Genomic DNA, 23,425 nt, shown 5'->3' with positions numbered 1-23,425 from the left:
TTCCCACGAACATCCGATCCCGCCTGCTCACCCCAAAGGCAAGTGGTTCGAGGACCGTCCGAGGATCGGAACCCTCCCGAGACAACAGACCAGCCCCAACAGCCAACAGGCTGTGGGGCCGGGCCCGTTCCCTCAGGACCCAACAACGTGCCCGGCGGAAGCCTCCGACCGACCCGCGCTTTCCACGCCCCGAAGAGCAGTACTCACGAAGATCTTTGAAAGATCCCACCGAATAGTCAACGTTCCACCCATGAGCAACCCCTTCGATACATGCGATCGAAGCGGGCTATGTGCTCCTTAGAAAGGAGGTGATCCAGCCGCACCTTCCGGTACGGCTACCTTGTTACGACTTCGTCCCAATCGCTGGTCCCACCTTCGACGGCTCCCCCTCTTGCGAGTTGGGCCACCGGCTTCGGGTGTTACCGACTTTCGTGACGTGACGGGCGGTGTGTACAAGGCCCGGGAACGTATTCACCGCAGCAATGCTGATCTGCGATTACTAGAGACTCCGACTTCACGGGGTCGAGTTGCAGACCCCGATCCGAACTGAGACCGGCTTTTTGAGATTCGCTCCACCTCGCGGTATCGCAGCTCATTGTACCGGCCATTGTAGCACGTGTGCAGCCCAAGACATAAGGGGCATGATGACTTGACGTCGTCCCCACCTTCCTCCGAGTTGACCCCGGCAGTCTCCTGTGAGTCCCCATCACCCCGAAGGGCATGCTGGCAACACAGAACGAGGGTTGCGCTCGTTGCGGGACTTAACCCAACATCTCACGACACGAGCTGACGACAGCCATGCACCACCTGTACACCGACCAAAAGGGGCACCTGTCTCCAGATGTTTCCGGTGTATGTCAAGCCTTGGTAAGGTTCTTCGCGTTGCGTCGAATTAAGCCACATGCTCCGCCTCTTGTGCGGGCCCCCGTCAATTCCTTTGAGTTTTAGCCTTGCGGCCGTACTCCCCAGGCGGGGAACTTAATGCGTTAGCTGCGGCACGGACGACGTGGAATGTCGCCCACACCTAGTTCCCAACGTTTACGGCGTGGACTACCAGGGTATCTAATCCTGTTCGCTCCCCACGCTTTCGCTCCTCAGCGTCAGTATCGGCCCAGAGACCCGCCTTCGCCACCGGTGTTCCTCCTGATATCTGCGCATTTCACCGCTACACCAGGAATTCCAGTCTCCCCTGCCGAACTCTAGCCTGCCCGTATCGAATGCAGGCTCGGGGTTAAGCCCCGAGTTTTCACATCCGACGCGACAGGCCGCCTACGAGCTCTTTACGCCCAATAATTCCGGACAACGCTCGCACCCTACGTATTACCGCGGCTGCTGGCACGTAGTTAGCCGGTGCTTCTTCTGCAGGTACCGTCACTTTCGCTTCTTCCCTGCTGAAAGAGGTTTACAACCCGAAGGCCGTCATCCCTCACGCGGCGTCGCTGCGTCAGGCTTTCGCCCATTGCGCAATATTCCCCACTGCTGCCTCCCGTAGGAGTCTGGGCCGTGTCTCAGTCCCAGTGTGGCCGGTCGCCCTCTCAGGCCGGCTACCCGTCGTCGCCTTGGTAGGCCACTACCCCACCAACAAGCTGATAGGCCGCGGGCCCATCCTGCACCGCCGGAACTTTCAACCCCCCACCATGCGGAGGAGGATGTTATCCGGTATTAGCTCCGGTTTCCCGAAGTTATCCCAGAGTGCAGGGCAGGTTGCCCACGTGTTACTCACCCGTTCGCCACTCATCCACCCCGAAGGGCTTCAGCGTTCGACTTGCATGTGTTAAGCACGCCGCCAGCGTTCGTCCTGAGCCAGGATCAAACTCTCCATTGATGTTCACCGGTAATCCGGTGGAACACAATAAGTGAGCGGCGACTCTCCCGAAGGAATAGTCCGGGTATGTCGCCGGCGTCCTTGCTGTGACCTGGGCCCACTGACGGAACCCAGGATTTTCTTCAAAGGAACCACCAACACTCTCCACACACCGCCATGTGACGGGGCTTCAAGCGCCGGGGGTGTTTCTTTGGCGTTGACTTTTGGCACGCTGTTGAGTTCTCAAGGAACGGACACTTCCTTCGGTGCGGAGTCAACCGCGCCCTCCGGGCGTTTAACGTTCAAGATGTTTCAGTTTTTCGTTTTCCGTGTTTCGCTTTCGCGTTTCCAGCCTAGCACACCGTTTCGGCGGCTTCGCTTTCCTCGCTTTCAGCTTCCACCGCGTTTCCGCGTTTTCCGCCTCCCGGACTCTAGCAGATCTTCCGACCCGCTTTTCGTCCGTTGCTTTCGGCCTACGAAACTTTCGTTTCCCGGCTTCCGGCTCTTCGAGCTTAGCAGCCCTTCCGGCCTGCTCCGCCCATCGCTTCGGGCATCGGGAATTCACATTCTCCGAGGCATTTGGCGATGTCCGCAGACTTTAGCGGAGCGCATTCCCGATCACCTAATCGGTGATCATGGATTTGCTCGCCTCCCGGGCGGACTTCGCAACAGTACACGGCCGGGCCCGGAGCTCCAAATCGTTCCGGGCCCGGCCGCTCGTACCGCCCCTGCGGGCTCAGCCGAGGATCAACGCCCCTTCCCCGTCACGGGGTTCGGGCCCGGCACCGTGTTCGGTCCCGCCTCGGTCACCGGCGGCGTGGTCGTGACCTTGCCGTCGTGGGTGAAGCCGATGCCCTTGAGGGTGGGCAATGCGCGCCCGTCGCCGGTGAGCTCCACCTTGTATTGCAGGAAACGCGACGCGGTCCCCACGGTGTCGCCCGGTCGGGACAGGTCCTTCCATGCGGTCCAGCTCGCGTCCGGAACCGCCGTCGTTCCGGTCCGCACCGATACCCGCAGCGTCGTGCCCTTGGGGATCTCGGCCTGCCAATCGCCGGCCAGCCACGTCACCATCCGGCCGGCGTCCAAGGCTTTCGACACGTACGTACCGGTCGGGGCCTTGTCCAGGGTGAGGGCGTCCGGGCGGTCACCGCTCACCGCTCCCCCGGAGACGGTGCCGTTGGTGAAGTCGAACGCGCCCGTCTCGGCGACACCCGGCCTGGGCATCACCAGACGCGCGGTGTCCTTCTTCCTGTCGCTGCCGCCCGTCCAGGTTCCCTCGTTCCCGGCCGCGTCGACGCCCGCGAGGCGGAACGCGTACGTGCTGCCGGCGCCGAGGTGGCCGAGCTTGGCGTGGTGCTCGGTGGTGGACTGCTTCCGGTCCGCGTACACCGGTCGGACCGAGTTCGGGTTGTCGCCCAGCAGGACCGAGGTGGTCGTGGGCTTGTCCGTCTTCCAGGTCAGGTCGGCGCTGCCGTCGGGCCAGGTCTTGACCGAGACGTCGCTGATCACCGGCGCCTTGCGGTCGGCCTTGGGCGTGCGGAACTCCGCGGGCTTCGCGTTCGGGGCGGGCCAGACCGTGCGCTCGCCCTTCACGTTCTCCGAGGTGAGTCGGTAGTAGTAGGTGGTGTCGGGCTTGAGCGCGCCCAGGGCGATCTTGTGCTCGCCCGCGGTCTCCACGCTCTTGTGGGTGATCGGCATCTGGTCCGGCTTGGTACCGAGCTGCATCTCCGTGGTCGAGGGCACGTCGGTCGTCCAGGTCAGCGTGCCCGAGCCGTCGGCGGCCGGGGCCGCCTTGGCCTCGGCGATCAGCGGCGCCACCGCGTTGGCGTAGGTCGCCGTGTACGCGCCGGAGGTCCCGTCGAAGACGGCGTACTCGATGCCCTTGACGGTGGTCTTCTGGAAGGTGACCGCGGAGCCGCCTCGGGAGAGGCCCGTGAGGGTGGTGCCGCCGGAGCCGGTGGTCGGCAACATCGTCATCAGGTTCGTCGCGGCCGCGTTCTGGTTGACCGTGAAGGTGACCGTGTTGCCGACCCGGTTGAGGCCGGTGATGGTGGACGCGTTCCGGGCGTCGGTCCAGTCCAGCAATTGTTTGGCGGAGACGATCGGGACGTTCTTCGCCTTGGCCGACGCGATCAGGGCCTGTTCGATGTCGAGCTGGCCCACGTTGCCGACGCCGCCGTTGGCGTTCGCCGAGTCCGTGTGGTTGTTCATCACGAACGCGCCGTAGAAGCCGTCGTTGTTGGCGCCGTTGACGAGCTGGTCGAACGTGTCCGGGTAGACCTGTTGGAATTCGTCGTTGATCTGGGTGGTGCCCTGGTAGATGTCGATCATCTGACCACTCGGGTCGGTGAATCGCATCGGGAAGCCGGAACCGGTGAAGAATCCGGGGCTCGCCTTCATGAGCGGCCCGCCCCACGTGTTCTTCCAGTAATCCGGCATGTAGTAGTAGTTCGTGTCGAGCCGGATTCCCTTGGCCCGGGCGATCGAGGCGTTCGAGCTCCAGTCGGGCCAGGTCAGACAGTGTGTCCGGTTGGTGGTGGGCTTCAGCGGGGCGTAGCGGGTGAAGTCGTCGAGGCTGTTCTCGTACACCGCACCGAGTCCGGCGTTGATGTCCGTCTGGGAGGCGCCGGCGCGAAGCTGCGGGCAGCTGCCGTTCTGGTCGACGTGTCGGGCGATCTCGAAGCCCTGCGCGGTCCAGTTCTGCACGTCGGACACCGACGGCGCCTGGGTGCCCTGTGGTCCCGGGCCCCAGACGTAGATGGTGCCGCGCATGCACTTCCAGTTCCGTACCGCGGCGTCACGCAGTGCGGCGATCGGGCTCGAGCAGGCCGGGTCGGAGCTGTTGTTGTTGTAGCGGGTGACCCTGCCCTGCATGTCGCTGAGGTTCTGGCCGTGGTTGTCGCCGGTGGAGACCATCACGACCTTGAGCAGGTCGGGTGCCGCGGTGGCGGCGTTGCCGGGCAGGTACCAGGTCCTCGGGATCGGGGCCTTGGCCCGGTTGCCGAGTTCGATCAGGTTGGCGAACAGGCGCTGCTGCTCGTCGGCCTGCGGGATCTGGACCCGGCTCAGGTCGATCCAGTCCGGGTAGAACATGTCGTCGGCACGCATCAGCGGGCCGCCGCTGTCGGAGAAGTTGTCGTTCTCGACGCCGGCCTGGGCCGGGTTGCCCTGGCGGGTCTGCACGATCGAGCGGGCCAGGTCGTAGGTGAACGCGGACGCGGTGCCGCTGCCCACGGAGCGGGTGGTCACGGCGGGGCCGAGCGGGGTGGTACCGGTGCGGGTGTACAGGTCCGCGACCCGGACCGTGCCGGCGCCGCCGGGGACCGTCCAGACGTCGGCCGGCCCGTGGTACTGCATGCTCTGCTGGCTGTAGATGCCGGCGCCGGCGGCGGTGCCGCTGTCCACCTTCATGTACTGGTTGGCCTGGAAGCCGCCGGATGTGCCGAGGCCGAGCAGGCCGGCCAGGGCGGCGCGCGGGTGCATCGCGATCAGGTTGCCGCCGCCGTTGACCCAGGTGGTGAGGTCGGTGACCAGTTGTGCCGAGGGGGCGAAGTCGCCGAGGACGACGGTGGTGTAGCCGCCGAGCACCGCGGCGTTGACCGCGCTCGCGTCCTTGACCGCGAACGAGTTGAGGCCCTCGCTGCGCAGAATCTCGGTGTAGTAGCAACTGAACGGGTTCGAGTCGGCCTTGATCACCAGGATGGGGCCGGTGTTGGGCGCGTCGCACGGTGGTGTGGGCGGGGCCTGGCCGGTGGTAAAGGTCCAGGTCGTGTCCGGCATCGCGTTGTCGGACTGGTCCTTGACGCCGCTCACGGTGAGTGTGTACGGCGTGCCGTAGGCGAGTTCGGCGTTCGGTTTGAGGGTGAGCTGGGTCGGCGTGGTCGGGTTGTCGAGTTCGAGTTCGGCGGGTACGGCCGTGCCGTTGCGCTTGAGGGCGAAGCTCAGGCCGGTGGGCTTGAGCGATTCGCTGAAGGTCACCGAGGGTTGCACGCCGGAGAGCACGCCGTTGGCGTTCGGCATCGGCGACTGGCCGGTGACCGCGGGGGCGACGGTGTCCTCGGCGTTGGTGCTGAAGACCACGTCCACCCAGTAGTTGCTGCCGTTCCAGCTGTCCGTCGGGTAGATGCTGCCCGCGTTGTACTTGTAGACGCCGTTGCCGCCGTCGACGCCGTCGGCCAGGGCCGTGATCAGCGAGTTGCCGACGGGCTGGGAGAACGAGCCGGTGTTGGCCGGGTAGTTGCCGTTGGGCGCGAAGTAGGAGGCGACGTAGGTGACGCCGGCGTGCACGGTGATCGGGGTGGGCAGGTCGACGGTCTGCCAACCGCTGCCGGTGCGGCTGACGTTGGGCACGGTGGCCAGGCGGGTCTGGGTGTTCTTGTCCCACAGGCTGACCGCGTACGGGCCGGTGCTGCCGGTGAGCTTCCAGAACTTGATCGACTTGATCTGGCCGTCGGTGGTGGTGCGGAACTTGACGCCGACCTCGACGCTGTTGTTGTCGGTCTGGTTCGGCGTGTTCGGGCTGACCGGGCCGGTCCAGATGTTGGTCTCCACGGACTGGCTGGTGCCGGTGCCGCTGGTGAACGACCAGGACTTGGTGGCCATGGTGTTGCCGGCGGCGTCCTTGGCGCCGGTCACCGTGACGGTGTGGCCCGTGGACACGGCCAGTGGCGCGGAGGGCTGGAACGTCGCCGTGTTGCCGCTGTACGTCGCGGTGCCGGCGACGGCCGGGCCGCCGGTCTGGTTGACCGCCCACTGGATGGTGGCGGGCTGTACGGGCTCGTTGAAGGTCACCGACAGCGGCGCGGCGGTGGCCACTCCGGTGGCGTTCGCGGCGGGGGTGGTCTGGGTGACCGTGGGCGGTGTGGTGTCGGCGCCGGGGACGAAGGAGACGTCCACCCAGTAGTTGCCGGCCTGGTAGGAGTCGGTCGGCATGCCGCCGCCGGGGTTGTAGGTGTAGACGCCGTTGCCTTGGTTGCCGTTGCTGGCGGGGGCGACGAGTTGTTCGACGGTGCGGTCCGACGCGAAGTAGTTGTCGGTGACGGTGTAGCGGCCGACCGGTGCCACGTAGGAGGCGATGTAGGTGTGTCCGGCGGTGACCGCGACGGGACTTGCGAAGGTCGCGGTCTGCCAGCCGGACGCGGATTCCGCGATGAAGGTCACCGAGGTCGCGGTGCCGGTGGCGGTGTCCCAGATCCGGCCGGTGTGGGTGCCGGTGTTGCCGGCGTCCTTCCAGAACTTGATCTCGGTGATGGTGCCGTTGCTGTCGGGCTTGAAGCGCACGCCCAGTTCGACGGCCACCGCGTCGGTGTCGGTCACGGCGCCGTTCGGGATGGCGCCGGCGAACAGCGAGCACAGACTGCATGGCGCGGCCTGGGCCGCGGTGATCGGTGCGAACAGGGTGAACAGCAACGCACCGATCGCGGCGAACGCGATGCTCGTCCACGTTCCTCTGCGTTGTCGGTGACCCGATCTGGTTCTGGCGCGGGCAGCCTTCATCGAGTTGGTGCTCCTCAATGGCATGACGGTCGGTTCGTGGTTCGGGGCGGGCGGCGCGGGGAGTCCGGGCCGCCGCGCTCGCCCCGGGGCCGGCCGCCGGCGGATCGGTGCCGCCGGCGGCCGGCTCGCGGGGTGTGCCCGGTCGATGGTGGTGACTCGATCGGGTTCGGTGCCGGGTACCGGGCGTTCGGTGTTCGATGTTGCCGCGACCGGCTGCCGCGGCTAGTTGGTGGTGAAGACGACGTCCACCCAGTAGTTGCTGTCGTTCCATGTGTCGGTCGGGAACCCGCTTGCGCCGTAGGCGTACACGCCGTTGCCGCCGACGGTGCCGGATGCGGCGGCCTTGACGGGTCCGGTGCCGGCCGCCGCGGTCAACCCGCCGTCCGTGGAGGAGTACCGGCCCACCGGGGCGAAGTACGAGGCCACGTAGGTGGTGTTGGCCGCGATGACGACCGGTTGGGTGAAGTTCACCTGTTGCCATCCGGAGGCTGTCTCACTGCCGAAGACCGCGCTGGTGAGGAGGGTGCCCGTGCCGGACCAGAGCGTTCCGGTGTGCGTGCCGGTGTTGCCGGCGCCCTTGTAGAACCGCAAGCCGGATACCCTACCCGGCATCGTGCTGCTGAATTTGACGCCGAGTTCGATGCCGGTGGTGTCGCTGTCCTGGAGCACGGCGGGCGTCGCGGTGGCGGGCCAGATCGTGCAGGACGGGTTGCAGGTGGGCGGCGGCGTGCTGCCCGCCGTGGTGAAGGACCACGTCTTGGCGGCCATCGTGGTGCCCTCTGCGGTTTGCGCGCCGGTGAGGGACACCGTGTACGTCGTGCCGGCGGCCAGGTCGACGGTCGGGTCGAAGGTCGCGACCCGGGTCGCGGCGTTGTAGCTCGCGGTGCCGGCGACGGTGCTGTTGTCCGCCTTGGTGACCGACCACACGATCGTCGCGGGCTGGACCGCGAGGTCGAAGGTCGCGGTGATGTTGCCGCCGACCGGGGCGAGCGTCGCCCCGCTCACCGGGGCGGTCGCGGTGACCACCGGCGCGGGGCCGGTCGGCGTGGTGTTCGAGGTGGTGAACACCGGGTCGACCCAGAAATTGCTGTCGTTCCAGGTCGAGGTCGGGAATCCGGTGCCGTAGCGGTAGACGCCGTTGCCGCCGGACGTGTTGCTCGCCGGTGCGGTGAGCGGACCGCGGATGTGCGCGTTGGTCAGGCCGCCCTGGTCGGCGGAGTACCTGCCGTTGGGCGCCTGGTACGACGCGACATAGGTGGTTCCGGCGGTGACCGGCACGGGCTGGGCGAATGTCACCTGTTGCCATCCGGAAGCGGTTTCGCCGGTGAACGGCGCGGTGGCCAGGGGGCTGCCGGACGCGGACCACAGGGTCCCGGTGTGTGTGCCGGTGTTCTCGGCGTTCTTCCAGAACCGGATGCCGTTGATGAAACCGGCCCGGTCGGGCTGGAATTTGACGCCCAGTTCGGTGGCGGCGGTGTCCGGATCCGGGCCGGACGAGGGCTGGTCGGTCGGCGTCCACAGCGTGCATGGGCAGTTCACCGGTTGTGGTGGCCCGCCGAAGGTGACCGTGACGCCCGCGGACGGGATCTCGGTGCGCGCGCTGTCGTCGGTGGCCCGGGTCTTGATGGTGATCGAGCCGCCGGCGCCGGTGGTGAAGACGTAGGTCCAGTTCTCCCGACCGGTGGTGGCCGGGTGCCAGGTGGCGCCGTTGTCCACCGAGACCTCGACGCCGCCGACCTTGCCGCCGATGTCGGTCGCGGTGCCGGTGATCGTCACGTTGGAATTGGCGGGCAGGCTACCGCCGTTGGTCGGCGCGGTGATGGTCGAGGTGGGCCGGGTGGTGTCGGTGCTCGCCGTGGCCGCGACCATGCCGGCCATCAGCGTGCCGGGCTGCACGCCCATGTCGGCGAACAGGTTGATGGTGGCCTGCTGCATCGCGGTGTCCACGGTGCCGTTGGCGCCGACCCGGTATACGTCCAGACCCCAGGCCCACTGGATGGTGCCCGCGCCGAAGACGAGGGCGCCGCTGGGTGCGCGGTAGAGCGTCAGGCTGTGCGTCGAGCTGCCGTCGGCGTAGGTCGAACCCTGGTCCTGGATCACGGACATGCCGGACTTGACCGTGGTCGAGAGCCGGATCAGGCCCGCGGGACGGGAGCCGTTGTCCAGATCGGAGTCCCATTCGTAGCCGAGGGTTCCGCTTCCGAGTGTGGTCTGTGCGGTGAGGCCGAGGGTGGCGAGGCGGGTGTTCCGCCACAGGCGAAGGCGGCCGTCGGCGCCGTTGGCGTTCATGTCGGTCGTACAGCAGTTGACCGTGAAGATGGTGCCGCTGAGGCTGTTCTCCGGTCGGCCGCCGTCGCCGGGCGGTGAGAATCGCGGGTCGCGCCAGGTGCCGGTCCACATGGCCGGGCCGAGCGGGTCGATCGACTCGTTGGCGTGGGTGTCCTTGTACGAGACCAGGTTGCGGTGATCGGGGCCGTTGCCGTTGATCCCGCCGTTCTCCCAACGGGTCTTCCAGAAGATCTCGTTGCCGGAGAAGAAGGCGAGGTTGACCCCCGCGTCGCGGGCCGCCTCGACATTGGCGCGTTGGGTGCCGGACCAGTACTCGTCGTGCCCCACCGACAGGAAGACCTTGTGGTTCTTGATCAGTTGGCCGCGTCGGTCGCTGTCCACGCCGGTCGTGTAGGTGACGTCGTAGCCGTTGCGTTCCAGGAAGCGCAGCATCGCGAACTCGGCGTTGAACAGCGAGTCCCCGGGGTTGTCCGCACGGGTGGTGAAGGGTCGGTTGTAACTGACCTTGTACGCCCGGCCCACCGGCTGCCCGGTGTACAGGTCGTTGCCGCCGTAGGCGTTGTACGCCTGCCAGGTGGTGTCGGACGCCTGCATGAACATCGCCGAGTGCGACGCGTCGTTGCGGACCACGAACGGGATGTGGCTCGCGCCCGATGAGCCGTCGGTACGCGTGGGTTTGGCGATGTAGTAGCCGGATACCGCGTCCGCGGGCACGGTCCAGGACGCGGAGTCGGTCCAGTTGGAGCAGTCGATCAGTCCGGTCACCAGGTTGTCGGTGTCGCAGTTGGACTGTTGCCGCGGCGTGACCGCCGACGCCGGGATCGTGTAGACCTTGCGAGCGCCGTTGCCGTTGTACCAACCGAGTCGGTAGATGTCGATGCGGTAGGAGCTTGCGGACGTGTCGATCTTGAACTTGATCTGGCCACCGGCGTTGACGCTGATGTCGGTGGAGAAGCCTTGAATGGCGTTGCTGCCGGCACCGCTGATGTCCCATTCGGTCCGCGGGTTGCCGGTCTTGGTGTTCTCGCAGGCAACCGCGTTCGCAACGGGTGCGTCACACGGCCCCGCGGCGGCCTCGGGTGTATTCGGTGCCGCGACGGTCAGCGCCAGCAGTAAAGCGAACAATGTCGGAATCGTCGCTCTGCGCAGCCGTGGTCTGGGCAATTTCATGAGTGTCCCCCACCCCGGTATCGGTGCCCGGGGCGGTGTCCCGGGTCCGAGATAGGGGAAAGTGTGGCGCACGTTCCGGCCTGTTGTCCGGGTTTTGCCCTCTCGTGAAGCGGGCCGTGGGTACAGTGCGGGAACCGGGGGCGGGTCGGCCTCGGATCGGACTTGGGGGAGTTCGAAACACAGGCCCTGGCGGGGATGGTTCCGCACGATGGTCCGGGGGGACTTTGTGAAGGTAGTGATCACCGGCGGTGCCGGTTTCATCGGCTCGAATCTGGCCGCCGCGTTGCAGGACCACGACGTCGTGCGCGACGTGCACGTGGTCGACGACCTTTCCACGGGGTCGCTCGCGAGCCTGGACGGCTTGAAGGTGACGTTCCATCAGGGGTCGATCCTGGAGCCGGAGTTGCTCGATCGCGCGTTCGCCGGCGCGGACGCGGTGGTGCACCTGGCGGCGTTGCCGTCGGTGCCGCGCTCGGTGGAGGCGCCGCTGGCCAGCCATCACGCCAACGCGACCGGCACCCTGGAGGTGCTCGAGGCGGCACGGCGGGCGGGCGACATCCATGTGGTGGCCGCGTCCTCGTCGTCGGTGTACGGAGCGAATCGCGAGTTGCCCAAGCGCGAGGACATGCGCACCGCGCCGCTGAGTCCGTACGCGGTCAGCAAGTTGGCCACCGAGTCGTATCTGATCGCCTACGGCAACTGCTACGACCTGCCGGTGCTGCCGTTCCGCTTCTTCAACGTGTTCGGGCCCGGTCAGCCGGCCGATCACGCCTACGCGGCGGTGATTCCCCGGTTCGTGGACGCGGCGTTGGCCGGTCGACCGCTGTCCGTGCAGGGCGACGGCGAACAGACGCGCGACTTCACCAACATCGGCAGCGTATGCGCCGTGCTCATCGACGCGGTGTTGCGCCGGGTGGTCTCCGACATCCCGGTCAACCTGGCGTTCGGTTCGCGGACTTCGCTGAACGCGCTGATCGCCTTGTTGACGGAGGTGCTCGGGCATCCGGTGGAGGTCGAGCACGCGCCGCCTCGGCCGGGCGACGTGCGGGACTCGCAGGCGGACGGGTCGCGGCTGCGCGCGTTGTTCCCGACCGCCGAGCCGGTCGAACTGCGCGAGGGACTCGCGCAGACGGTCGCGTGGTTCCGGTCTCGGCTCAACTGAGCCGGTCCGCGTCCTCGCGCGGGCGCAGCGGGCGGGCCGGCGAGCCCACCACGGTCGTGCCCGCCGGTACGTCGCGCGTGACCACGGCGCCCGCACCGACGAAGGCGCCGGGGCCGACGGTCAGCCCTTGCAGGACCACGGCGTTGCTGCCGACGGTGGCGTCCTCGCCCAGGTGCACGTTGCCGGAGATGTTCGCGCCCGGGTACACGGTGCTGCGCGCGTCCAGCACGGCGTCGTGTCCGATGGTGGCGTTGTAGTGGACCTGTGCGTGCGGGCCCAGGGTGACGCTGCTGGAGACGTGCGCGTTGGCCTGGATCAGGCAGCCGGCGGCGATCGCGGTCTCCGGCGAGATGACCGCGCGCGGGTGTACGAGGGTGACCGCGTGCAGGCCGCGTTCGTCGAGCAGGCGGGTGAGTCGGGCGCGCGCGTCGGGCGCGGCGATGCCGACCAGGTAGTCGCCGGCGTCGACGTCGGTCGGGCGCAGCACCGGCAGGCCGCGCACCTTCTCGCCGGCTCGGGCGTCGTCGAGGAACGCGGTGACGGTGAGCGTGGCGGCGATGGCGGCGTCGAGGGCTTCGCGGCCGACGCCGCCGGCCCCGCAGATGTAGAGCGGCATGGGGACATCCTGGCATCGCCGGGCGGCCGGGATGGGGCGCCCGCGCACGCGGGCGCGGTACGGGTGGTCCGGATCCTCGAGCGGAAGCGGATTGTGCTGTGAGTACTGACCGGGAAGGCGACCATCGGGTCCGGGGTTCGGCGCGGTATCTGTCCCGATTGGACCTGTTGGGCACGGCCGTGGTCGCGGCGACCGCGATGTGGGCGTTGGCGGCGGCGGCGAATCGGGCCGGTGAGCCGGAGGCGTATCTGTTCGCGCTGTTGGCCGCGGTCGGGGGCTATGTGCTGGGGCGGGTGCTGGGCGCGCGTTCCGCGTTATTGGCGCCGGCACTGGTGGCCGGCGGGGTGACGGCGCTGCTGGTGTTGTGGCCCGGCGCGTTGAGCGGGGACGCCACGGCGCCGCCGTTGGAGTACGGGAACGCCGACGGCGCGTTGGTGGCGCAGGCGGTGGGCGCCGCGTGTCTGGCCGCACTGGTCGTCGCGTCCGATCGGCGGCGGGGCGAAATCCTGGTATTGGCCGGGTTGTTGGTACTCGCGGCATTCGCGACGCGCTCGGTGGCGGCGGCGGTCGGCGCGTTGGCCGTGCTGCTGACCGCGTTGTTGTCGGCGGTGGTGTATCGCAAGGGCACGGTCGTGGTGGTGTCGGCGGTGTGCGTACTCGGAGTGGCTTTGGGCACCGTGGTGTTGGGGGTGCTCGGCAGCCGCACGGGCGGCCTGGAGGGTGCCGCCGAGGCGGGTCTGACCGAGCGTCGGGTGCAACTGTGGTCCGACGCCGTGGATCTGACGAAGAGGTACCCGCTGCGCGGGACCGGTCCGGGCATGTTCGTGACGAACAGTCCGACCGCGAGCGCGGACGCGGATGCGCGGTCGGCGCACTCGTTGTGGCTGCGCCAGGGCGCCGAGCAGGGGGTACCCGGCGCACTGTGTCTGGTCGCGCTGGTGGGGTGGACGTACGTCCGGTTGTGGCGTTCGCCGCAGCCGGTCGCGGTGGTCGTGGTGGGCACGGCGACGTTGACGGCGTTCGTCGTGCAGGCCTCGATGGACTACGTGGCCGAATTTCCGGTGGTGTTGGTGGCGGTCGGGCTGTTGGCCGGGGCGGCGACGGCGAGTCCGGATCCGGAATTGCGGGCGCGCTTGGAGCGCGGGGTGTTGTAGCGGGGTTGCGGAGCGGAGTCGCGGAGCGGGGTTGCGGGGCGGAGTCGCGGGGCGGGCCCCGCGGGGTTGCGGGGCGGAGTCGCGGGGCGGACCGCGCGGGGTTGCAGGGCGCCGGGTTGGCATCTTCGGGCGTAATACGGCACTTGGGGCGATTTGCTCTGCTTGCGCCCATTTACATGCGTTCGTGCAAGCGAAACCTCAGATGATGCTCAGATCCGTGTCGCGCGGGCGACTCCGCGTCTATTTTGTGGAATCGCCGCAACACGGGCGCACATATTTCCCAGGCAAGGGGAATGTCACGTCGATTCGCAGGTTTGTCGATCCGCGTGCAGGATTGCCGGAATCCCGTTTCGAGTTCGTTGCGGGATTTTCCAGAGAATGAGGAAAGCGGGACGGGCGGTCCGGGGGGCCGCTGCCGCGCAGGTGTGAACGAGCCCTGGGCATCTCGCCGTATGCGCAGGTCACAGCCCTTTCACCAGGTGGACATGGGCCCGGGCGACCATGGGGTCGATGCGGTTCGCCAACGTCCTTCCCTCCCCCGAAACGGTGACGGATGCTTCCGGAAAGCCCTTTCCCGAATATCGCCGCAGGCCTTTCGAATACGCTGCGCGACTGCTTCAATGCTCACTGATCTCCGGGTGGCCTCGGTATCACCTGTTCTTCGGGAGGGCACGATCAGCAGCACAACGGCCGCGAATCCATTCGGCGCGGACTTCTGGAGCGGCAACCGGGGCATCGCCTGGCTGGCTCTGCTCGAACTCGTGGTCCTTGTCGTGGTGTTGCTGCGGGTGCTCGCCCGCCGGGCCGGGCCGCGTGGGTTGTTCCGCGGATTGTGGCAGCAGATCGTGGCGACGGGGCGGGCGTTCGCCGCACCGTTCGTCGCCTGGCGACGGGATCGACGCGGAGTGGCCACGCTGACCCGGTACCTGGGTACGCCCGAGACGTTCGATCTCGCGACGCGCGCGGTGGCGCGGGCGAGGTCGGCGGGCGTCGAGCCCTGGGCCGTGGTCCTGGCGGACGAGCGGGTGTCGGTGCGGCTCGCCGCCGCCAAGTCCCCCGAGGTGACGGGGCCTTGGTCGGCGGACCCGGAGGATCCCCTGCTTTGGTCGGCCTCGGTGGCCGAACTGGGCGCGGCGGCACCGAGTCCGGGGGCGGCGGGTCCGGGAGTACCGGATTCGGCGGCGCCGGATGCGGAGGCGGCGCTGCCGGTCGTGGTCGGGTTGCTGGACTCGGGTGTCGTGCTGTTGGATCTGTCGGCGGTGGCACCGGTCGTCGCGGTGACCGGAGATCCGGCCTCCGGTCGGGACCTGGGGCACGCGCTGACCGCGCAACTGGCGCGGCGTTTGCCGGCTGGTTCGGTCGGGGTGGCTCGGGGTGTGCATCCGGGCTTCGCGGGCCGTACGCCGGGCGAGTTGTGCGCCGATCCCGGGGTGCGGGTCCTGGTCTGCGCGGAGCCCGAACCCGAACACGAGGACGAGCTCGCGGCATTCACCCGGGGCCGGACGCGGCGGATGCTCGTGCTCGGGGACGTGCGGGGGCGTCGCCTGGCGCTGCGGCCGGACGCGTTCGGGGTCCTGCCCGCTGCGGACGGCCTGGGCCCGGTCGAGACGGCGGGCCTGGCCCGCGCGGTCGCGCGAGTGGTCCGCTCCGGACACCCGACCCCCTCGGCATCGCTTCCCCCGAGCCCGACGCCACCGAACCCGGCTGCGGCCTTGCCGGGGGCGACCCTGCCGGGGGCGGCCGGCGCGGGCGGGGCGAGCGCGGACGGGTCGGCTGCCGCTGCGACGAACACACGGACCTCGATCCCGGGGGCAGACGCGAGGCCGGGAGCGGCGACTGCCGGCGTGGGGAATGCGCACGGCTCGCCCGGGAGTACGCGGGCGGCAGGAGCGTCGGCTGCCGGCGCGCCGAACGCGCGAGCCTCGGCTGCCGCAGGAGTGATCGGTACAACTACGGCTACCGCTACCGCTACCGCTACCGCTACCGCTACGAGTACGACAGCCACGCGTGCTTCGGCTGCCGGCGGGGCGAGCGCGCGAGCCACACCCGCGCGCGCGCCGAGCGCGGGCGGCACGGCGGGCACGGGCGACTCGCCCGTGGTCGTCACGAACCGGGGGAACTCGGCCGCGAACGCATCTGCTGCGGACCTCTCGGCCGGCGGTCCGGCGAACGCGAGCGGCTCGGCTGCGGGTGGGCCTCCCGTATCCCACGGACCGGGCGTCGCCGGCGAATCCGCCTCGGCGGGGGCTGCCACGGCGTCCGGACCGCGCAGCGCCGGGGCGGGCAGGTCCGGCGGGTCGTCCGGCACCGTGACCGGGCCCGACTCATCTCCGGCCACCGCGTCGGGGCCTGTACCGGCATCCGGGTCCGGGCCGGCGTCGGCGTCGGCGTCGGCGTCGGCAACCGCATCCGCCGCGTCCCGGACCGGAGTTCCGAGGCCGCCCCGGTCCGATGCCGCGACCTCGCCCACCACACCCGCTCCCGAGTCCACCCGGCAGGCAGCCGTACCGGCTCCCGCGCCCACCGGCCCCACATCGACACCCTCGGAGTCCGCCGCATCCCCGGGATCCGCATCCCCGGGATCCGCATCCCCGGGATCCGCATCCCCGGGATCCGCTCCCTCCGCTCCGGCCACCCCTCCTCGCCGATCGCCGGCGTTCGCCTCCGCACGCCACACCCAGGCTCCGACCGACAACATCCCCGCTCCCCGAACCGCCCCGCCCGGCTCCGCCGCCCCGGCGGCCCCGACCAGCCACCAGGCGGAGACGGCAGGCGCGGCAGGCCGGCCCGGCGCAGCGAACATCGCCGACCCGACGGATGGGCCTGATCCGACCGACCCCGCTCCGCCGACCCACCCGGCGGCGGATCCCGCAGACCCGGCGCGCGCGGCTCACTCGGGCAACCCGGCTCCACCAACCGAAGCGCCCACCTCCACACTCCCGCGCACCCCGGCCGGCCCCGCCGACCCGGCCGGCCCCGCCGACCCGGCGGGGCCGGCAGGACCGGCCGACCCCATCACGCCCACCACCCCGCCCATCCGCACCGAGCCACCCGCCACCGCTCCCCCACGCGACCCGGCCGATGCCACCCACACAGCCGATCCGACCGACCCGACCGTCCCGGCCACATCCGCCGCCCGGCCCATCTCGACCACCCCGACCGACCCCGCCGACCCGCCCCACCCCGCAGTTCCCGCTCGTCCCGACCCGGAGCACGTTCCCGGCCTGGGTGAGCGGTTGTGACCGCCGTCCGCGTTCCCCTGGAGGCGATCGCATGCGACTGACCATCACCGTGTCCGAGCCCGCGCGGAGTCGGCGGGACTCGATCGTGATCGAGGCGGATTCCGGGACCACCGTCGGCGAACTCCTCGAACACCTCGCCGACACGCACGACCTGGGCGCGCCCGGTGTGCCCTGTCGTCTGGCCGACACCGTGCTCGACCACGACGCCGTGTTGTCGGTGTGCGGCATCCGTGAGGGCAGCGAACTCACCCTCGGCCCGGTCTCCGCCGACTCGACGGACGCACACCCCGACCCGCCGCTCGTCGAGGTGCATCTCGCGGCGGGCCCGGGCGCGGGACGGATCTGGCCGTTGCCGATGGGCACTTACGACATCGGCGCGGATCCCGGGTGTGCGATCCGGATCGACGAGCCCGGCGTGCCGGCGCACGGGATCCGGGTCACCGTCGGGCCGTCCGGCGCGGTCCGGGTCGCGGTGCCGCCCGGCAGCGAGATCCGGCTGGGGCGGGTGTACCGGACCAAGGAGGACACACCCGCGCGGCCGATCGACCCGAAGGACCGGGAGTTCGCCGACGAGCCGCCGCCGCATCCCGAGCGGCCGATCGTCGGCGAGGTCGAGTGGGAACTCGGGCTGGGCCTGACCGTGGGTCCGGCATTGCTGCGCACCGCCGCGCCGTTCGACGCGGGCGCGGACATCGTGCCGTCGGCGGACGGCGCCGGGCTGGACTTCAACCGGCCGCCGCGAATCGTCGAGCCGGTCAAGGGCGGGCGGTTCCGGATCCCGACCCGGCCGCGCGGCAACTTCAGGCAGCCGTTCCCGATGTTGATCACACTCGCGCCGATGTTGCTCGGCCTGGTCATGGTCAAGATCTTCCATTCGTACTTCTTCCTGATCTTCGCGATCTTCAGCCCGATCATGGCGTTGGCCAACTGGATCTCCTCGCGGCGCAGCGGGCGCAAGCAGTTCGTCAAGGATTTGGCCGCGTACCGGATCCGCAAGGCCGAGGTGCTCGCGGATGTCGCGGCGAGCACCGAGGTGGAGCGGCAGGGGCGGGTCGACGCGATCCCGGATCCGTCGGTGACCGGACAGTTCGCGACCGGGCCGGGGCAACGGCTTTGGGAGCGGCGGCGGGTGGACCCCGACCACCTCGTGTTGCGGGTGGGTACGTCGGCGCACACGTCGCTCAACGAGGTCGAGGATTCCGATGCGGAGTCGCTGGATCGGCGCGCGCATTGGACCGTGCCGGATGTGCCCACGGCGGTGGATCTGCCTCAGCAGGGTGTGCTCGGGGTGGCGGGGCCGAACGGGCCCGCGCTGCGGATGGCGGGTTGGCTGGTCGCGCAGGCGGCGATCATGCACAGCCCCCGGGACGTGCAGGTACGGCTGTTGACCGGGGCGGCCGGCGCCGACGCGTGGGGGTGGTTGGCCTGGTTGCCGCACGCGCGCGGCACGGTGCGCGGCGGGCCCGAGGTGTTGATCGGCAGTGATCCGGAGACGATCGCGGCTCGTGTCGCCGAGTTGGTTCAGGTGGTGCGCGCGCGCAAGGCCGCGGCCGAGACGTTGTTGCGCAACGCGGTGTTCGCCGAGCCGGATGTGGTGCTGGTGGTGGACGGCGCGCGCCGGTTGCGCGAGATCCCGGGCATGACGCAGGTGTTGCAGGAGGGCCCGCAGGTGCGGGTGTTCTCGATCTGTGTGGATTCCGAGGAGCGCTTCCTGCCCCAGGAGTGCACGGCGGTGATCGGTGTGGACGACGCGTCGGCGGCGCGCGGGCCGGTGGCCACGGTGCGCCGGCACGGCGCGCCGACCGTGACCGACGTACGGCCGGACCTGCCGACCGTCGGGTGGTGCGACGCGATCGCCCGGGCGCTGGCGCCGGTGCGCGATGTCACCTCACCGGACGAGGGCGCGTTGCCGGATCAGGTGTTGTTGCCGCGGTTGTTGGCGCTGGATCCGCCGGACCCGGCCGTGATCGGCGAGCGGTGGCGGCGCCGGCCCGCGTCGACCCGGGTGGCGCTCGGCGTCGGCTACGACGGGCCGGTCTCCTTCGACCTGGTCCTGGACGGTCCGCACGCGCTGATCGCGGGCACCACCGGGTCCGGCAAGTCGGAGCTGTTGCAGTCGTTCGTGGCCGCGCTGGCGGCGGCGAACCGCCCGGACGAGTTGACCTTCGTGCTGGTGGACTACAAGGGCGGCAGCGCGTTCAAGGACTGCGTCGAACTCCCGCACACGCTCGGCATGGTCACCGACCTGGACGCCCAGCTCGTACACCGTGCGATGGCCTCGCTCGGTGCCGAACTCACGCGTCGCGAGTTGTTGTTGGCGATGGTCGGCGCGAAGGACCACGCGGAGTACCGGGGCAAGCGGCTGCGCGACGCGCAGTTGCCCGCGCTGCCTCGACTGCTGCTGATCGTGGACGAGTTCGCGACACTGGTGCGCGAGGTGCCGGACTTCATCCCGGGTCTGGTCGGCATCGCCCAGCGCGGGCGTTCGCTGGGCATCCACATGGTGCTCGCCACGCAGCGTCCGGCCGGGGTGATCACGGCCGACATCCGGGCCAACACCAACCTGCGGATCGCGTTGCGGGTGACCGACGCCGGCGAGAGCTCGGACGTGATCGACACCAAGGACGCGGTGGCCATCTCGTCGGCCACCCCGGGCCGGGCGTTGGCGCGTACCTCGCATCACACGGTGATCCCGTTCCAGACCGCGTACGCGGGCACCGAGCGGGTGGACACCAAGGCCGTCCCGGAGCCGGTCCGCCCGCTCCCGGTCGCACCGGAGGTGGTCCGGCCGCAGACCTCGGTGTTGTCCTGGAGCCGGTTGGGTCGCCCGCGTCCGCCCGCCGCCGAGCCGGAGGTGGACCCGCAGCCGCAGGTGGGCGACGCCGAACCGACCACCGACCTCAAGGAGTTGGTCACCGCCATCTCGGCCGCGGCCGCGGTGCTCCCGGACTTCGCCAAGCCGCCGAGTCCGTGGTTGGACCCGCTGCCGCATCGGGTGTTGCCGGACGAGTTGCCCGAACCCGCGCCCGCCGCCGATCGGGCGCCGGGTGCGCTGGAGCCGGTCGCGTGGGCGATGGAGGACGTGCCGCATCTGCAGGCGCGCAAGGCGGTGTTGCTGGATCCGAGCACGTTCGGCCATCTTTTCGTGGTGGGCGCGCCGCGTACCGGACGCAGCCAACTGTTGCGCACGATGGCGGCGGCGCTGGCCGAGAGGCACTCCTGCGGGGTCGTGCACATCCAGGCGATCGACGCGGGTGGTGGCGCACTGGCCGCGCTGGCGGACCTGCCGCACTGCGGCACGGTGGTGCCGCGCAACGACCTGAGTCGGATCGACCGGCTGATCTCGCGGCTCGGCGAGGAGCTGAGCGTGCGTCAGGAGCTGTTGTCCCGGCACGCGTGCGCGAGTCTGACCGAGTTGCGGGCGGGCGACGCGCAGGCGTGTCCGGCGCATGTGTTCCTGTTGATCGACGGGTGGGACCCACTGGCGCCGACGTTGTACGAGTACGACGACGGTCGGGTGATGAACGAGGTGGTGCGGTTGTTGCGCGAGGGCGCGGCGGCGGGCATCCACCTGGTGATGACCTCGGAACGGGCGTTGATCAACGGGCGGTTGTCCTCGGTCAACGACGACATGGTGCTGTTGCGGTTGGCCGATCGGGCCGAGTACTCGGGGGCGGGCGTGCCGCGTACCGCGATCCCCGGTTCGATGCCGCCCGGGCGGATCCTGGTGTCGGGGTCGTGGACCGAGGCGCAGGTGTGCCTGTTGGCTCCGGGCGAGAGCGGGCGCGAGCAGGTCGAGGCGCTGCGTCGGATCGCGGCGGACGCGCGCGAGCGGGACAAGGCGGTGGACGCGGTGCGCCGGCCGTTCGAGCTGGCCGCGTTGCCCACCTCGATCACCTTCGCCGAGGCGTACGAGGCGGTGACGCCGGCACAACGGCGTCCGCTGTGGGCGCTGTTGGGGATCGGCGGGGACGCGGTGGGCGCGGTGGGCGCGGATTTCGGGGACGCGCAGCACACGTTCGCGGTGGTCGGACCGCCCGGCAGTGGGCGCAGCAACACGCTCGCCACGATGGCGGTGTCGCTGTTGGCGAGCGGGACCCGGGTGGTGGCGATCACGCCGCGCGATTCGCCGCTGCGGCTGTTGCGCGCGCACCCGTTGGTCACGCTGGTCGAGGGCGCGGACTCGGACGGCTCGCGGACCACGGCCGCGGTCGAGGACCTGACCGGTCCGGCGGTGGTGTTGATCGACGACGCGGATCTGTTGTCGGACATGGGGTCGATGGTCGGGTACGCGCTGCGCGAGGTGATCGGTTCGGGTCGCGACCGGGGCGTCGGGTTGGCGTACGCGGCCACCGCCGAGACGTTGTTGCAGTCGCTCAGCGGGTGGTTGGGCGATGTCCGGCGCAACCGGCAGGGCATCCTGCTGTCGCCGCAGTTGGGTGGGGAGGGTGATCTGATCGGCGCCCGGCTGCCCACCGAGCGGGTCCGTCAGCCGCTGCGGATCGGGCATGCCTGGATCCGGGACCGCAAGGGCTTCCTGGCTCCGGTGCTCGTGCCCGAGACGCACCTGCGCCCCACCGCCGAGTGATGGCGATGGGGCGCGGTGCGGATGGTCACGCGGTTCCCGGGGACACCGCGGGGAATCGGGATTCCCGGGTCGGGTCAGGCGTTGTGCGGAGCCGGCGGCGGGACGTCCTCGCCGTCCAGGCTCCGCAAATTGTTCACGACGACCTGGAAGGTGTCGCTGAACTGCTTGATCGAAACCATCGCCTTGTCGAGCGAGTTGGTCAGCTCGTCATAGGACTGGGTCATCTGCGGGCTGGTCTTCCGCAGATAAAGGCCACCGTCGGGGTTCAGCAGCGCCGTCACGGTGGTTCGCAGACTCTTCAATGCGGTCTGCGTGTTGGCCGCGCTTTGCACCATGTCGTCGGAGACCAGTTGGACCTCCGCGATATTGACGTCGACATCCGTGCCCAAGGGAGTGGTCATGTCAATCCGTTCCGAGGTGGAGGGGTGATGTATCCGGGATGATCGATATGCTCAGGCCGACTTCTGGAGAGCAGCCTTCATCGATTCGTCGAGCTTCCGTGCCGCCTCGACAATCTTGTCGAATTGACCGGAGAATGTGCCGATCGTAAAGATTGCCTTTTCCAGGTCCGTGCTCAGCGTCTTGTATTTGGTGTTGAGTTCCTCGCTGCTGAGCTTGAGCCACAGGCCGGAACCGGGCTTGAGCAATCCGTCGACCTTTCCCTGGAGCCGGCGGATTTCCAGGACGGCCGCCTCGGATACCCGTGTCATTTCGAGCTGGGCGGTCCGCACCTGATCGTAGGTGATCTTGAAGTCGCTGGGCATGGAAACTCCTTCGCCGGCATGTGGTGACGCTTTCGAAACAATCCGCGGGCGCTACATCTCGCGACGCCCGCCACCGATCGGTGGACGGTGCGCCGGCGGGTCCTTGACGACCTTGGTCCATTCGGCCTTCGGGTCGTTGACGTTCGGGGTGGTGTAGACCGTCGTGCCGTCCTTGTCGGTGACCGTCTTGGTGCCCCGACCCGAGCCGTCGACCGTGACCTTTTCCGTGGTCACCGAGCCGTCTCGGCCGGTGGTGACGGTGTCGTAGGCGCCACCCGCGCCGTACGTGGTGTGCTCGGTGTAGGTGCTGCCGTGGTCGGTGATGGTCACCGTCTGCTCGGTGACGTCGTAGTTCGCGTCGACCTTGACCGTGACCTCGGTCGTGACGCCGTTCTTGTCGGTGCCGGTGTAGTGCAGGGGCGGTTCGGCGCTCGGTTGCGGGGGTGCCGTCTCGCCTTCCTTGGGCTTTCCGTCCGGGTGGGTCTTGAGCCATTCCTCCCAGGTCTTCTTTTGTTCCAGCCAGCGATTCAGCGGATTACGTCCCGGTGTCGCGGCGAATTGCGCCGCGACGCCGTCGTCCCATGCCTCCGCGCCGTCCGCGACATAGCCGAGGAGTTTGGAAAGCGCCTCCAGGCCGTCCACGGCCTTGCCCATCGGAAACGACCAGGCCGTGTAGAAGGAACCGAGCGGAGCGGCCACTCCACCGATGTCCTTCGCCGGAACGGTACCGTGCTGCCCGGGTACTCCGGAACCATAGGTACGGAACTTCGACGCGTCGTCCCGGAAGGTATTGGCGAGCAGTGTCAACACACTCGCCATTTTGCGAAGCTCGGTGTAATCCAGGGAGATATCGGGCAAAGGGAGCTCCATTCGACGGCTCTGGGCGAGCTCTGCGGCCCGAACACTGGCGCCGCGTCTCATCATCGGACAAGATTGCCGGAGAATAAAGAGCCGCACCGACAACGGTCCCGATATCCGTGCCGCGAGTGCGACATCCATCACGCGAGCAGCGACATCCGACGCGTACGAACCGCCCGGAGGGCCCATGCCACGCAATGTCGATGCCACGACGTTGAAAAAGCTGGGATACACGACGGACCCGACGCCGGGTGATCCGACCTCGATCACGGATGCCTCGCT

9 protein-coding genes and 1 rRNA gene are annotated in these 23,425 nt (G+C 69.1%); 3 read left to right on the top strand and 7 right to left on the bottom strand.

Going from position 1 to position 23,425, the window contains the following annotated elements; all coding sequences use genetic code 11:
* Positions 1–301: 301 nt before the first annotated feature.
* The 3 genes from OG948_RS29265 to OG948_RS29255 form a co-directional block, all read right to left on the bottom strand.
* A 16S ribosomal RNA gene (locus OG948_RS29265) occupies positions 302–1,825 on the bottom strand.
* A gap of 726 nt (positions 1,826–2,551) precedes the next feature.
* Positions 2,552–7,300, bottom strand: a complete 4,749-nt coding sequence (locus OG948_RS29260) for a DUF4082 domain-containing protein (RefSeq protein ID WP_406299320.1) — start codon at positions 7,298–7,300, stop codon at positions 2,552–2,554.
* A 222-nt stretch (positions 7,301–7,522) separates the two neighbouring features.
* Entirely contained in the window at positions 7,523–10,714 is a 3,192-nt protein-coding gene (locus OG948_RS29255; RefSeq protein ID WP_406299319.1) for a DUF4082 domain-containing protein, read from the bottom strand.
* Between the two features lie 271 nt (positions 10,715–10,985).
* Between OG948_RS29255 and OG948_RS29250 the strand changes: the two genes are divergently transcribed.
* A complete protein-coding gene (locus tag OG948_RS29250; RefSeq protein WP_406299318.1) occupies positions 10,986–11,921 on the top strand; it encodes an NAD-dependent epimerase/dehydratase family protein in 936 nt (311 codons plus the stop codon).
* Here OG948_RS29250 and OG948_RS29245 read toward each other — a convergent pair.
* Positions 11,914–12,537, bottom strand: a complete 624-nt coding sequence (locus tag OG948_RS29245) for an acetyltransferase (RefSeq protein ID WP_406299317.1) — start codon at positions 12,535–12,537, stop codon at positions 11,914–11,916. The genes OG948_RS29250 and OG948_RS29245 overlap by 8 nt on opposite strands.
* 98 nt (positions 12,538–12,635) lie before the next feature.
* Between OG948_RS29245 and OG948_RS29240 the strand changes: the two genes are divergently transcribed.
* Together OG948_RS29240 and OG948_RS29235 are read left to right on the top strand one after the other, a co-directional pair.
* On the top strand, positions 12,636–13,691 hold the full coding sequence (locus OG948_RS29240; RefSeq protein ID WP_406299316.1) for an O-antigen ligase family protein: 1,056 nt from the start codon (positions 12,636–12,638) through the stop codon (positions 13,689–13,691).
* A 3,273-nt stretch (positions 13,692–16,964) separates the two neighbouring features.
* A complete protein-coding gene (locus OG948_RS29235; RefSeq protein ID WP_406299315.1) occupies positions 16,965–21,521 on the top strand; it encodes an FtsK/SpoIIIE domain-containing protein in 4,557 nt (1,518 codons plus the stop codon).
* Positions 21,522–21,595: 74 nt separating this feature from the next.
* Here OG948_RS29235 and OG948_RS29230 read toward each other — a convergent pair whose 3' ends face one another.
* The 3 genes from OG948_RS29230 to OG948_RS29220 are packed head-to-tail and all read right to left on the bottom strand — an operon-like array spanning position 21,596 to position 23,413.
* Complete coding sequence (locus tag OG948_RS29230) at positions 21,596–21,922, bottom strand: hypothetical protein (RefSeq protein WP_406299314.1); 327 nt, start codon at positions 21,920–21,922, stop codon at positions 21,596–21,598.
* Between the two features lie 51 nt (positions 21,923–21,973).
* Complete coding sequence (locus OG948_RS29225) at positions 21,974–22,285, bottom strand: hypothetical protein (protein WP_395859348.1); 312 nt, start codon at positions 22,283–22,285, stop codon at positions 21,974–21,976.
* Between the two features lie 51 nt (positions 22,286–22,336).
* Complete coding sequence (locus OG948_RS29220; RefSeq protein ID WP_406299313.1) at positions 22,337–23,413, bottom strand: hypothetical protein; 1,077 nt, start codon at positions 23,411–23,413, stop codon at positions 22,337–22,339.
* Between the last annotated feature and the right edge of the window lie 12 nt (positions 23,414–23,425).

The sequence above is a fragment of the Embleya sp. NBC_00888 genome (assembly GCF_045207655.1).
GTDB lineage: Bacteria > Actinomycetota > Actinomycetes > Streptomycetales > Streptomycetaceae > Embleya.
This window is presented reverse-complemented; position numbering and strand designations above follow the sequence as displayed.